Here is a 13,949-nt window from a genome sequence, read left to right on the forward strand (position 1 = left end):
CCGGGCGACCGTCCTGGGCTAGGGCGTGTCTCCCAGATAGGCGGACCGGGGTGCGCGATGCTTGATCGGTGCCGCGTACCGCTGTCCTGACTGATGCCCAGTGGGCCCGTCTGGCGCCGCTGTTGCCCTCCTCCGAGGGTCGTCGCGGGCGCCCGTTCCGCGATGACCGCCGGGTGATCGAGGGGATCATCTACCGGTATCGGTGCGGGCTTCCCTGGCGCGACGTCCCAGCCGAGTTCGGGCCGTGGCAGACGTTGTGGAAGCGGCACCGCCGCTACAGCGGCGACGGCACCTGGGACCACATCCTGGCTGCTCTTCTGATCGAGGCCGACGCCGCCGAGGTGCTCGGGTGGGCGGTCAGCGTGGACTCCACGATCATCCGTGCCCACCAGCACGCCGCGACCCTCAAGCGCGACACAGGGGGCCGGATCGAACTACACGAATCTGCTCGCCGAACCAGCAGATCACGCGCTGGGACGGTCCCGCGGAGGGCTGTCGACGAAGATCCACCAGCTCGTTGACGGGCACGGCCGCCCGCTGGTGGTCCTCCTCGGCCCCGGCCAGGGCGGCGACTCGCCAATGTTTCCGCACCTGATGGCGCACCTGAGCATCGCCCGACCGGGCCCGGGACGACCCCGGACCCGGCCTGAACGCGTGCGCGCGGACAAGGCCTACTCCTCACGCGCGATCCGCCGGCACCTGCGCGAGCGCCGGATCATCGCTGTCATTCCGGAGCCCTCTGACCAGCAGGGACACCGCAAACGACGGGGCTCACGCGGCGGCCGACCGCCCGCATTCGATCCGGTCGACTACCGAAACCGCAACGTCGTCGAGCGCGGGTTCTGCCACGTCAAGCAGTGGCGCGGGCTGGCCACCCGTTACGACAAGCTCGCCCTGACCTTCCGCGGCGGCGCCGTCCTGAAGGCAATCGTCACCTGGCTCCGCGCATTGGGAGACACACCCTAGCTCATCGTTGCGTCCTCCGTCGCGGTTGTGCTGCTGCCGGCCTGCCGGCTCCTGTCCCGCGCGGCCTCCGTTCCCGTTCGTTCCGTCCTGGGCGTTCGTCGGGGCATCGGCACCACCGTCGGTGGCGCGCTCCGGCGCGCGGGGCGCACCGGCCTCGCCCGGGGTGCGGGCGGTGGTGGGATCGGTCCCGGCCGGCGGAGGTCCACGGTTGCGCGGGGTCCCCGGCGTCGATCCGCTCGCCGCCGTCGGGTCCGTGCCGGGACCGTCCCGGGTCGGGACGGGCCCGTCGGCGGGCGACCTGTCCAGCGTGCCGGGCGGCGGCTTGTCGCCGCCGGTGCCGGTGGAGCGTTCGGCGACCACCTCGTCATTCGTTCGGTTCGGCTGCTGCCGGGGCGGCGCAGCGGGTCCGGTGGGACGCTCGCGGCCCGGCTTCGGCGGGTCGCCTGCGGGGATCCGCGAGTCGCCTGCGGAGGCGGGGGCACGGTCGCCGCTCGGCGCAGGAGGCCGGCCGATACCGGTGACACCGGTGCGGTCCGGGCTGGTGCCCCGTCCCGAGGTACCGCCGCCCCAGCCGGTCGTGGTCCCCGTGCCGGGGACCGCCCCGGTGCCCTGCCCGTTCTGGCCACGGGCCAGGTTCTGCAGGTCCCGCGCCCGGTTCTGCAGGGTCCGCGCCTGCGCCTGCATCTCACGTGCCTGGCCCTGCTGACCACGCGCCCGGCTCTGCAGCTCCCGCGCCTGCTCCTGCAGAGCCCGCGCCCGGGCCTGCAGGTCCCGCACCTGCGCCTGCGCCTCACGCACCTGGCCCTGCTGACCACGCGCCCGGCTCTGCAGCTCCCGCGCTCGGCGGTCCAGACCGCGCGCCTGGTTCTGCAGCGTCCGCGCCTGGCCCCGCAGCACCCGAGCCTGGCTCTGCAGACCACGCGCCCGGCCCTGCTGGTCCCGCACCTGGGCACGCAGATCCCGCACCTGGTTCTGCAGCGTCCGTGCCTGGCCCCGCAGCCCCCGGGCCTGGTTCTGCCGGCCCCGTGCCTGGTTCCGCAGATCCCGGGCCTGGTTCCGCAGGTCCCGCACCTGGTTCCGGAGGTTGCGCGCCTGGTCGCGCAACCCGGTCGTCGTGGAGCGCTGACCGGATGCGTTCCGCCCGGTCCCGGGTCGCGTGGTCTGGCCACGTTCCCCCGGCGACCGCGTCGGCGACGTCGACGGCCGCGACGTCCCGTCCGACGGGACGCGGGGTGGGCGCGGGCCCTCGATCCCGGAGAGCGGCTCGGTCACCCGGGACGCCGGGGCAGCCGCCCCCGCCGGGTCGACCCGCGCGATCCACGCTGCGGGCGGTTCGGTGCCGTCCCGCAGCGCGACCAGCGCGTCCGGCGGGACGTAGTTTTTCCGCATCTCGCCGTTCGCGAGCCGCTTCCCGGCCGGGGACGACGACGGTGGCCGTACCTTGCTCATCGCGATCGGTGCGGCGAGCATCCCCCAGGTCAGCGCGAGGTCGCCGATCTCACGGGCGCCCTTGGTGTCGCTCTTGACGAAGGCCACCGTGTGGTCGACGGCCGTGGCCCCGAACGTGCCCAGCGCAGCCCGGTTGGCCCACCGCGCGGCGTCGCTCGCATGCAGGGACGATCGGGCCAGCGTGGCGGCCCGTGCCTGGTTGCCCGCGGTGAACGCCCGCGACGACAGGGTCGCCAGCCTGGTGGCACCGGCGCCGAGCCCGAACGTGACGGCGGCCAGCGCGTTGCCGCCGAACGTCAGGTAGGCGTTGCGGACGGTCGGATCGGAGAGGCTGGTGCTCTGACCGTGGGCTTCACGGTTGTCCAGGGTCTTCTTGGCGTCGATGGTGGTGTAGACGGTCCCGCCGGCGAGCAGGACGACACCGGCGCCACCGGCGCCACCGGCGAGGATCGCCCCGCCGGACATCGCGACTCCGGTCCCGACGCCGGTCCACCAGGTCAGCGCACCACCGACGACCATGGCGCCGCCGAGGACGTAGCCCTTGCTCTTGTCCCAGCCGCTGATGTGCCGTCCGTTGGTCGAGGTCATGTCGATCGGTCCGCCGGTGGCTCCCCAGTCGCCCGGCGTCGAGATCCTCGTGTCCTCACCGAAGATCTCGTTGTTGTTGCGGAAGTCCTCGAGGTCGCCGTAGTGGTGCCCGTTCGCGTCGACGTACCGGTCGCCCGCCCGGTAGACGTCGATCATCCCGAGGTTTCCGTCCTCGTCCTCGAACAGGATCCCCCGCCGTGCGACCGAACCGCCCTCGCCGACGCGCTTCGCCACCTCGCGGCGGGCGCTCAGCTCCTCGATGTCCTCGACCTTCACCTCGCCGCGCAGGAGCTCGCCGAACAGCTCGTCCGCGTTGCCCCGGGCGGCCAGTTCCGCCCGGCGGTCCCGCGGGTCCTCACCCAGCGACGGCTCGCCCGCGAGGCCCTCGTCGAGGTACCGCTTGGCCAGCGGATCGGTCACGCCGTCGAGCGAGGGCCGGTTGAACGCGGACCTCTTCGCGTAGAAGACGTCGGCCCGGCCGCTGGAGGGCAGCTGCAGCTCGCCCAGGGTCGATCCCGGGGTCCGGGATCCCTGGTCGCGGGCGATGGTGTTGTAGTTCAGCGCGACCGCGGAGCCGAGCTTCTCGTAGCGCTCGGCGAGCTGCTCCTGCCGCGGGTCGCCGGACTCCTTCATCTCCCGGCCCAGCCGCTCGCTGCGGGTCAGCAGGGAGTCCCACGTCCGCAGCTCGGCGGCCAGCGCGGTGTCACCGGTCGCCTCGGCCGCGGCGATGTCGAGCTGCCGACGCCGCTCCGGGGAGAAGACGACGCCCGCGCCGCCGACCTCCTTCAGGTGCGCGTCGGTGGCCGCGATCCGGTTCCGTACGCCGTTGACCGACCCGATCTCCTCGTTGAGGCTCAGCCGCTCGGCCTCGAGCGCCGCGTACTGCGCGGGGGGTGGCGCTCGGGTCCTTCTGCAGGGCGGTCCGGCGGTCGGTGAAGGTCGCCTGGCGCGTGCTCAGCTCGTACTGGCGGGGCACCAGGGTCATCCCGGCGATCTGGGCGGCGTTCGCCTTCGCCCGGTCCGCGGGCGACGGCTCGACCGCGGGTGTGCCGTCCGGGGCGCGACCCATCCCCTCGAACCCCTCCCGGTGCCCGGGGATCGTGGTGGCGCCGCCGATCGCGTCCGCCTGGTCACCGGTGATGTTCGGGCGCTGCCCGGCCACGCCGCGGACGGCGTCGACCAGGCCGCGGGCGTGGGCGATCTCCGGGTCGGCCTTCGCGAAGTCGTCGATGACCCGCAGGTGCTCCGGGGCGACGGCCACCCCGTCGCGGTTGGCCCGCTCCTGCGCGGTCAACGCCTCGTCCAGGGCACGGGCCCGGGGGCCGTTCTCCGTGCGGCGGACCTGCAGCGTGCTCAGCGCGCTGCCGACCTTCAGGACGGCGCCGTCCTCCTGTGCCGGGGTCAGCTCCGGCAGCGCCTCCTGGTACCGCGCGTAGAGCTCCGGGTTCTCCTCCTCCATGGCGCTCAGCTCGGACGGGTTCAGCGGCGGGAGCGGGTCGCCGGGCTTCAGCCCGAGGTGGCCGGCCAGCTCACGGTCGACCGCGCTGTCCTGGGCGGGACGGGTGAACGTGGGGTCGATGGCCGGCATCCAGGACGCGTCCGGGTCGGCGATCCAGCCCAGTTCGGGCAGGTCCGGGGAGGTGGTGCACTCGCCGGCGCCCGCGCGGCAGCCGAAGCCGACGTTCTCCCGGCCGTCCTTCGTCGGGTAGAGCAGGTACCCCTCGCCCTCCAGCGAGTGGCGGCGACGGTGGTCGACCTGCAGTCCCCGCCACGGCAGACCGCACCACCGCCGGGCCCGTAGTTCATCCCGACCTGGCAGCCGTCGGCACTGGTACCGGCCTTGCAGCTGGTCGAGTTGCCGTACGGGTCGGTCCACGTCTGGGTGGCGTCGGAGTCGCCGAGGAAGACGACCGACGCGGTCTCCGACGGCGTCTGCCCCTCCCGGACCATCGGCTCGACGATCCGGCAGTTCGGGCAGTTCTGCTCGCGGACCTGCGCCCAGTCCGGCCGGGTCAGGGTGCAGTCGCCGACACAGCTGATCCGGCCGCCGTCGCCGTTCGCGTCCGGGGTCGTCACCTGGATCCGGTTGCTGCCCCCGGAGGTGATCTGCTCGGGAAGGTTCACGCCTGCCGCTGCGGCCTCGAGGCGCTCGCCGTCGGTGAACGTGTGGACCTGCCGGCCCCGGTCCTGGCCGATCCGGTAGCCCTCACGCAGCGCGATGTGACCGGTCTCGGACTCGCCGAGGCTGTACTGACCCGGGTTCCCCTCGCCGTCGCGGCTGATGATGGTGGTGACGTTCCTGCTCGGGTCGAACGCGACGCCGTCGGAGTGCACGACGTCGCCCTCGGCCGAGGTGAAGGTCCCCTCGCCCTGGAAGGTGATCCGCGCGGGGTTACCGGCGCCGTCGCGGCCGGTGATGTCGCCCGAGGGGCCCTTGACCTCCAGGTGGTCCCGGCCGCCGCTCTCCGGGACGCCGCCCCCCTGGGTGGGGCCCTGGTAGTCGCAACCGCCGTTGCAGGTGCTGTGCACCGGCGAGCCCTTCGGGCTGCTCGTCCGGAACGAGTTCTGCATCTCGGCCGGCTTGCGGCCCTCGGAGTTGGTGTAGCGCACGGTCTCGCCGGTGCGGCCGTCGCGCATCCGGCCGGTACCGCGGACCCAGCCCGAGCCGTTGCCGTCGGCGTCGCGGTGCAGCCCGACGCCGTGCGAGCCGGCCACCGTGTCCTTCTCCTCGGCCTTCCGCTCGATCGGCACCGAGCCGTCGAAGCCCTCGCCCGGGCGGTAGCGGACGGTCTCGCCGTCCTCGGTCGTGAGGGTGGCGCCATTCGCGCAGCCGTCCCGGCAGGTCTCGGTGGTGACCTCGTCGTCGCCGGAGGACTTGACGCTCAGGACGGGGTTGCCGTCCTCGTCGAACCTCCCCTCGATCCCGCGGTCGTTCTCACCCATCTCCTCGATCGGGATCGGCTTGCCGTCCGGCCCGAGCTCCTCGGCCTCCTGCTGCTGGGCGGCGGCCTGGTCGCGCAGCGAGGGAGCGGTGACGACGCCGGTGTTCGAGCCGCTCTGGGTGAAGTTCGCGCAGTCCCCGGAGCAGGTGGCGCCACCGCCGCCACCCGGACCGGCCACGGCCCACGCGGAGACCCCGCAGCCGCCGTTGCCGCTGCCCGAGCAGGTGCCCTCGCCGTGCGCCTTCCAGGCCAGGCCCGGCTGGTCCCAGCTGGGTGCGGTCTCGGCGCTGTCGTCGGCCTCGGCGTGTGCCGAGTAGCTCGACGAGCAGTTCGCCGCGCCGGAGCAGGACGCCGACGCCGACGCCTGCCCCGGGCTCGCCGACACCGACACCGACACCGACACCCCACCGCCACCCTGCCCACCACCACCGGACCCCGACGCCGACGCGCTGGCCTGTGCCCCCGGAGCGGACGCCGACGCGCTCGAGGCCGCCGAGTAGGAGTGCCGGCAGTTCGCCGCACCCGAACACGACGCCGACGCCTGCCCGGGACCCGCGACGGCCTGCGCGGTGACCGCGACCCCACCACCACCCGTGCCACCCCCGCCGGTCCCGGCCGCCGACGCCGACGCGGTCGACCCACCAGCCGTAGCCGAGTCGCTGACCTGCGCGGAGTAGGAGTGCCGGCACGAGGTACCCGCACTACCGACACACGACGACGACGCCTGCGCCGCCCCACCACCGGCCGCCGCGGCCGCACTGGTCTGGACGAACCCCGACCCCCGGCCACCGGACCCGTACCCGGCCGCATCGGCCTGCGCGGCCGCCCCGGCCGTAGCCGTACTGGACGCGGAGTAGCGGTAGGAACACCCCGACCCGGCGCTGCCCTGACACGCCGCGGCGGCGATCGCCCCGTCCGGGCGGGCCTGCGCGGACGCGGTGGTGGCACACCAGCCGCTGCCCGCTCCGCCGGCGGCCGAGCAGCGGGCCGAGGCGTCGGCCCGGTTACCCGGCGCCCGGTCCGACGCGGTCGAGCCCGCGGAGTAGGAGTGCCGGCAGGTCGAGCCCTCGGTCGCCGCGCACACCGCGGAGACCTGCGCCCCGTCGGTGGTGGCCCCGGCCTGCCCGCCGCCGCGGCAGGCACCGTCGGCACCGGCGACGCACGACGTCGTCGAGCGTGCGGCGTTCCCGCCGGCGTCGGCGACCGCGTGGGTGCGGGTGCGGCACCCCTCACCGGTGCACTGCGCGGTCAGCTCGGCGTTGTCCCGCGCGGTCGCGCCGCCGGTGGCGACCTCACAGGCCCCCTGCCCGCCGCAGGTCGCGGTGGCGATGCCGTGGGCGAGCCCGTCGCGCGGGGCCACCGAACCGGCCCGCAGGTCGGGGGCGATCGTGGTGGGGTCGTCGGTGCTGAGCGTGGTGCTCCGTCCGCGCACCGGGCAGTCGGAGTTCCCGGAGCGGCAGGTCCCGGACGCGCCGGCGGTGCTCGCCCCGGTCGCGTCCGCGCCGGTGCCCGACAGGGTCAGTGATCCCTCGGTGCCGACCACGGCACGGCAGCTCTGGCCGTCGCCGTCGCAGCTCGTGGCCGACCCGGCCAGACCGACGGTCGCGGACCGGCTCTCGACGCGGGGGACCTCGATCGCGTCGAGGGCCTCGCGGGCGTTCCGGGCCCGGGCAGCGGCGGCCGCGGCCTCGGCCCGCCCGGTGGCGGCGGTCGCGGCCCGTTCGGCGGCCACCGCCCGCCCAGCGGCCACGGCGGCCGCCCGTCCGGCGGCAGCGTCGGCCGCCCGCTCGGCGGCCGGGTCGCCCGCCGGCGCGCCGGCGGCATCGGCCGGGTCGGTGGCCCGCGCTCGGGCCGACTCGGCGTCAGTACGGGCGGACTCGGCCGTCTTCTCCGCGGCACGGGCCGCCTGCTCGGCGGCGCGGGCGGCCTCGTCGGCGGCGCGGACGGCCTCGTCCGCGGTGGCCTGGTCGCGGCCGGCGCGGGCGGCGGCGATCGCGGCGTCGGCGTCGCCGTCGATGACGGTGGCCGAGACGGTGTCGGCCGACGCCGCACCCCGGCACGAGCCGTCGGGGCAGTCCAGGGCGGCGGTGGCGTTCGTGGCGCCGCTGCGGGTGCCCTCGATCGTCGGGTCGGTGACCGCCGACGCCCCGGCCTGTACCGCGCACCCGCTGTCACCGGCGGTGCAGGTGGCGCGGGAACGGGAGTCGGAGACGGCGTCCCCGGCCGGGGTGGTGGAGCGGGCCTGCCCGGTGACGGTGGCGGTGCAGCCGGTCCCGGCGCACTCGCCGGAGGCCTGGGAGTCGCTCGTCGCCGCGGAGGCGCCTTCGATCTTCGAGCGGGCGCTCTTCTCGGCGGCGGTCGCGGTCTTCTCCGCGGTGGTCGCCGTCGTCTCCGCGGCCGTGGCGGCCTGCTCGGCGGCGGCCTGCTCGGCGGTCGCGGCGCGGCGCTGCTCCGATGAGGCGAACGGGTCGTCCTCGACACGCTCGGCGTGCTCGGCGGCGGCGTCCGCGGTCTCGCGGAGCCGGTCGGCCTCGTCGGTGGCGGTGTCGGCGTCGGTGCGTGCGGTCTCGGCGGCCGCGCGACGCTGCAGGACGACGACGTCGGCAACGACCTGGCCACTGCCCGCAGTGGAGCTCGTGGTGCCCCGGCATGCGGTGCCGGTGCTGGTGCAGGTGCTGGTCGAGGAACTCGCATCGGCCGGGGGGCCGCGCGCACCCCGGGCACCGACCTCACGACCGGTGTCCTCGCTACCGGAGGCCGAGCTGCGCACCGTGCCCCGGCAGGGACCCTCCCCGCCGGCGCAGTCCAGGACCGCGGAGGCGTTCGTCCACGCCGAGGCACCCGACACACTCGGGGCGGCGTTCGCACCCGCGCCCGGCGACCCGGCCGGCAACGTCGCCGGAGGCTGCTCGCCCTCATCCCGCGCCTCGTCGCCCGGACCGGTCGGCTGCCGGTCGGAAGCCTGCTCGCTGCGCCCCTGATAGACCGTGGCGTTGCTGCTCGAGTGGCCCTCGACCAGGGCGGCGATCACCGAGGCGTCCGGACCGGCCGAGCCGCCGGAGTTGCTGACCGCCCGGCACCCGTCGGCCGCACCCTCACACGACCCCGACCCGTGCGAACCCCGACCCTGACCGCCGTCGTCACCCGACGCGGCGCTGCGCACCGTCCCGTCACAGGACGCGCCGGCGGCGCAGTCCAGCGCGGCCCCCGACGCCGACGCCGCGGACGCCCCGGCCTGCTGCGCCTTCGGCGTCTGGGCGGGGTCGGCGGACAGGGTCCGGGCCGCACCGGGGCCGGTGGAGGCGACCGAGGTCGTCTGCGGGGAGCAGCCGCCGCTGGTGCCCGTGCACGACGCCGACCCGGTGGTGGTCCTCGGCTTCCCGGTGGCGGGATCGTGGCTGGTCGCGGTACTGGTCGCCGTACCCGAGCACTGCGCACCGGCCGCACAGTCCACCCGCGCCGAGGACGTCGAGATCGCCGACGGCCCCGTACCCGGCTTCTCCCCGGGCAGCGTCCGTTCCGGACCGGACGAGCCCTGCGAACGGGTCTGGGCGTGGCAACCGCCGCCGGTCACGGTGCAGGTCGCGCCACCGGTGCTCGTCTTCGCCCTGCCGCCGTCGACGTCCGCGTCGGCGCCGGTGACCGTGCTGGTGACCTTCCCGGAGCAGTTCTCGGCGCCGGCGGCGCAGTCGGCGGTGCCGGTCACGTCCGAGGTGCTGGACAGTCCGGCCGGGACGTCACCGGTGGCGGCGCGCGCTCCGGTCTGCGCGGTCGAGGTGCTCTCGCACGTGCCGGCGGTGGTGGTGCAGGTCCCCGAACCGGTCGCGGTCTTCAGCGTGGCCGCGGTGACCTTCCCCGTCGCCGGGTCGGTGACCCGGTCCCCGGACCCGGCACTGCTCGTGGACGAAGCGCCCTTGCCGGTGCAGCCGGTCGTACCCACCGAGCAGTCCACCCTCGACGACGCCCGGCTACCCGAATCAGCCGCGTCACCGGTGTCGAGACCGGCGAACCCGGTGCCGGGAGCCCCGTCCGGGGGCGAGGCGTCCGAGGAGCTGCCCGCGGTGCACCGGCCGGCCTCGGCGGTGCAGTCCGCCGCACCCGACGTCGTCCGCACGACCGGGGCGGTGATCGCCTTCGTGCCCGCGGCCCCGCTGGTGGCACCGGTGCCGGCGGTCGCGGGCGTCGTGGCCTCGGTGGTGACCGGGCGCTCGCCGGCGGCCTTCGTGGTGCTGCGGCCGGTGCCGGTGCAGCCCTCCCGACCGGCACAGTCGACGACCGCCTCGGCCTGGCTACGACCCGCACGGTCGGCACCGGCGAACCCGGACCGGTCGCGGGAGGCCGGCCCGCCCGGCTCCGACGCGCTGCGGGCCTGGCAGCCACCACCGGTGACCTCGCAACGCGCGGTACCCGCGGTGTCGCCCTCCGCCGGCGTCACCCCGGCCGGGGCCTGCGCGCCGGTCGCGGACGTGCCCGCCGCCGGGGTCGTGCCGGTCGACGGGGTCGTGCCGGTCGTCGGGGTCGTGCCGGTCGTCGCGGCCTTCGGGGACGTCGCGGTGGAGGTCTCGACCTCACCGCCGGTCTCGACCGAGGCCTGCCCGGTGCAGCCGCGCTCCACGGCGCACTCGACCGCGCCGTTCGCCCGGGCCGGGGACCACTCGTCGCCCGGGGACGCGGTGAGCCGCAGCCCGCAGCCCTCGGCACCGGCGGTGCACGACGCCGACGCCGACGCCGTGCGCTCCGGCTCCGACGCCGCGGCCGGCCCGGCGCCGGCACGCTCGGCGGAGACCTGCCCGGTGCAACCGGCGCCCGTGCAGTCCGCCCCGGCACCCCGCTCGCCCACCGTGGACCCCAGACGGCAGTCACCCTCGGCGGTGTCGCAGGAGGCGTTCGCGGTGGTCGTCGCGCTCTCGCCGCCCGGACCGGTGGTGGGGCGCTCGCCGGTGGTGCTGGTGGCGCAGCGCGGGTCGGAACCGGTCAGCGTGCACGACGCGGACGCCTTCTGCTTGCCCTCGCCCGCGGTGACGCCGCAGGAGGACACCCCGGCCAGCGCCCGGCAGTCCTCGGTGTCCCGGCGCTCGGCCACACGGTCGTCACCGAAGGCGCCGTCGTACCCGGCGGTGCGGACACGGTCGTCACGCCCCGCGCCGGGCTCGGCGGGATCACCGGGGGCGCGGGCGGCGCAGGAACCGAACGCCCCGCTGGTGGTGCACCCGGCCGCGGTGTCACCGTCGAGATCGACGCCGGTGTCGTGACCCGACGCCGCGGCGAGCCGGTCGGTGTCGTCGTAGACCTCGGCGGCGCGGTCGTCGCGGGCGGCCTCGGCCTCGTCGTAACGGGCCTGGGACAGGGTGCCCGCCTCGACCTGCTTGCGCTGGGAGGCGAGCTTCTCGTCGGTGGCGGTGAGGTCGCGGTGACCGTCCACCACGTCGTTGACCAGCGCGGCGCGCTCGGGGGACAGGGCTGCGGCGTCGTCGTCGACGCGCTGCTCCAGTTCACGCTGCTCGGTCTCGGCCTCGGTGTAGGAGGCCTTCGTGGCGTCGCCGGAGGCGACCTTCTTCTTCGTCGCCGCCAGGTCCTTGCGGCCCTGCTCGACGTCCAGCCTGCCCTGCAGGACGCGGTCGGTCTGCTCAGACTCGAATCCGCGAGTAGGCTATGAGCTGATCTTGGTCGGCCAAAGTTGATGTTGCTTGGGTCGGGAGTTGGGTGGTGGGCAAGCGGGCGGCCCGAGTGTCGCCTCGGGTGGCGGGTTCCTGTGCTGGTCGGGGCCGGTGCGGCCGGGTCAGGACGGAGCGGGCAGGGCGCGGACGCGGGCGAGGACCTCGGCGAGTAGGTGCTCGCCGGGTGGTAGGCGCAGGGTGAGGCCGCGGGCGTGGCGCACGAGGCGGGCGGGGATGGTGATCAGCCGCCGGCGCAGGGTGGCGATCATGGCCTGGCCGCCGCGGACGCCGTGCCCGACCAGGCGCCCGTCGCGGGTGCGGGCGGTGAGGTGGTGCAGCCACCCGCTGGTGGTGGCGGCCAGGAGTGCGCCCCACATCCAGGCTCGGTTCACCGCGAGGTGTCCGGAGGGGAGGTGGCGCAGCGCGGCGCCGTGCTTGGTGTCGCGGAACAGGTTCTCCACCTTCGTGCGGTGGCGGTACCAGTACTCGGCCTGCGCGGCTGCGGCAGGTGTGGAGACGTCGAGGTTGGTCACGATGAACGAGTAGGCGAACACCCCGTCGACCTTGGCCACCGTAGCGAGGTCGTCGAGCGGGAGCGCCCGCTGGGCGGGGTGCAGGGTGCGTCGGCGCCGCGCTCGCGGGTCACCGGAGACCTGGCCGTGGTCCAGGTCGAGCCGGACCCGACGGATCAGCAGCTGGGTCGCTGCGGGCCACCAGTTCGGGCAATAGTCGGCCACCGCGACCTGCGCGCCGGTCATGTCGATCGCGTCGGTCCACCCGTCGGCCGCGACGCCGTCGAGGATGCGCCACAGCGGCGCGATGCGTCGGGCGCCGATGGCGAACTCCACGCCGACGAACAGGGCTGCGCGGGCGAGCTGCCCGGCGAAGTAGCCCGCGTCCGCACGCACGCGGACTCGCCCCGCCCGCGCCTGCGCGGGGAGCGCGGCCAGCGCCCGGTGGAACAGCTCGGCGCTGGTGGCGCGGGGGTCATCCCGGCCCGAACCGAGGTCAGCGGCCAGCACCACCGCGGTGTCGGCCCAGGTCGCGACGTGCGGGCGGGCGACCCGCTGGCCTTGGTGGTTGAACGCCACGCCCTGCTTGAGCCGGCCGTAAACCTCGACATCGGTGGTGTCCAGATCGATCGTCACGTCCGCCGTCAGCTGCTCGGCCCGGTCCGGGTCGACCTGGGCGAGCAGGTCCAGCGCGGTGGTGTGCACGTCACCGAGCCCGGTCTCCACCGCCGCCCACTGCCCCTCGATGAACTTGCGCGCGAGCCCGGCGGCGGTCGTGGACGCCAACCCCGGCACCGGCGTGAGTGCCTGCCCGGCGGTGTCGGCGCGGTGCCGGTCCAGCCCGACCAGGAAGTCCTCCCCGCACAGCTGCGCCGCCGACATGCCGACCAGCATCTGCCCGGCGCTGCACCCGCGGTCGCGGTCCTTGATGGGCCCGACCGCGGCGTCGAGCTTGTCGATGATCCCGAGCCGGTCGATCAGCTCGGTCACCGCGGCCAGCCCGGAGAACCTGGTCAGCGCCGCGTCCGGCGCGCCGAGACGCACCCGCGCACACCGCGGGCGTCGCTTGCGTACTGTTCGCACCTGATAGGTGTCCTCTCAACCCGCAATGTCGTGTCGTCGCAAACACGATCATCGCAGGTCAGCGGGCACCTATCGCCATCTCCCCAGTCCGGCCACCAGCGCAACTCGCGGATTCGGGTCAGAGGAGTCGGAGTACCAATAACCGTCGTCGCTCGGGGGGCCGCGGCCCTCGACGGTCAGCTCGTCGCGACCGTCGCGGACACCGTCGGAGCAGCCATGGCCGTCGCAGCCACGGCCGAGACGGGCCTGCGGAGTCTCGCCCAGCAGATCGGTCGCCGGGCCGTCCAGGCCGGCACCACCGCGGTCCTCGTCCGCCGATCCCGCGGAGAGCCGATCGCGCTCACCCGAGCGCGGCACGAGCACACCCTCCGGGCTGCGCTCGCCCGGGAACTCCCGAGCGTGCTGCGGAACACCGTCGCCGGCCGCGGCCAGGAGCTGCTCGGCCAGCCGCAACCCCGCATCGACCGCGCCCCGAGCCACCTCCAGCACCGCACCCACCACGGGACCACCGTGGCGCCCGGCCCCGGATCCGGCCCGCTCGAACGCCCCGTCCGCCGCGTCACGCACCTGCGCCAGAGCCTGACGGGCCTGCCCCCGACCCCCGGGTGAGGCCCCACCCACCCGCTCGGCCGAACCCTCACCCAGCACCAGCGACCGGCCCTCGCTCCGGGCGTCCTCGACCGCGTTCCGAACGGCCTCGCGCAGCGATCTGCGGTTCCCCCATGATCGGGGAGGCATCAGCTATAAGGGGT

The 13,949-nt window shown here is 75.3% G+C and carries 5 protein-coding genes and 1 pseudogene; 3 read left to right on the top strand and 3 right to left on the bottom strand.

The genetic code is table 11. The features are described from left to right. Positions 1-68 precede the first annotated feature (68 nt). Positions 69-966, top strand: a pseudogene (locus tag AFB00_RS31440) (IS5 family transposase). A 2,740-nt stretch (positions 967-3,706) separates the two neighbouring features. Here the strand turns inward: AFB00_RS31440 and AFB00_RS05430 are convergent. Together AFB00_RS05430 and AFB00_RS05435 are read right to left on the bottom strand one after the other, a co-directional pair. Then, positions 3,707-4,591, bottom strand: a complete 885-nt coding sequence (locus AFB00_RS05430) for a hypothetical protein (RefSeq protein WP_068796309.1) — start codon at positions 4,589-4,591, stop codon at positions 3,707-3,709. Beyond that, positions 4,510-11,367: a hypothetical protein gene (locus tag AFB00_RS05435; RefSeq protein WP_068796310.1), complete on the bottom strand. Its 6,858-nt coding sequence runs from the start codon at positions 11,365-11,367 to the stop codon at positions 4,510-4,512. Before AFB00_RS05435 ends, AFB00_RS05430 begins: the two co-directional genes overlap by 82 nt. Here AFB00_RS05435 and AFB00_RS05440 point away from each other — a divergent pair. Beyond that, positions 11,356-11,601 (top strand): hypothetical protein, encoded by a 246-nt coding sequence (locus AFB00_RS05440; RefSeq protein WP_068796311.1) that lies wholly within the window; start codon positions 11,356-11,358, stop codon positions 11,599-11,601. The genes AFB00_RS05435 and AFB00_RS05440 overlap by 12 nt on opposite strands. A gap of 123 nt (positions 11,602-11,724) precedes the next feature. Here the strand turns inward: AFB00_RS05440 and AFB00_RS05445 are convergent, their stop codons facing one another. Beyond that, on the bottom strand, positions 11,725-13,158 hold the full coding sequence (locus tag AFB00_RS05445; protein WP_068796312.1) for an IS1380 family transposase: 1,434 nt from the start codon (positions 13,156-13,158) through the stop codon (positions 11,725-11,727). A 255-nt stretch (positions 13,159-13,413) separates the two neighbouring features. Between AFB00_RS05445 and AFB00_RS05450 the strand changes: the two genes are divergently transcribed. Further along, complete coding sequence (locus AFB00_RS05450) at positions 13,414-13,806, top strand: hypothetical protein (protein ID WP_068796313.1); 393 nt, start codon at positions 13,414-13,416, stop codon at positions 13,804-13,806. Positions 13,807-13,949: the final 143 nt, after the last annotated feature.

It is taken from the genome of Pseudonocardia sp. HH130630-07 (assembly GCF_001698125.1).
Classification (GTDB): Bacteria; Actinomycetota; Actinomycetes; order Mycobacteriales; family Pseudonocardiaceae; genus Pseudonocardia.

What these genes read in the sequence shown, in the direction of transcription:
- AFB00_RS05430 (WP_068796309.1), bottom strand. Translation starts at nt 4,591, where the DNA reads ATGCCGGCCATCGACCCCACGTTCACCCGTCCCGCCCAGGACAGCGCG.
- AFB00_RS05450 (WP_068796313.1), top strand. Translation starts at nt 13,414, where the DNA reads ATGGCCGTCGCAGCCACGGCCGAGACGGGCCTGCGGAGTCTCGCCCAG.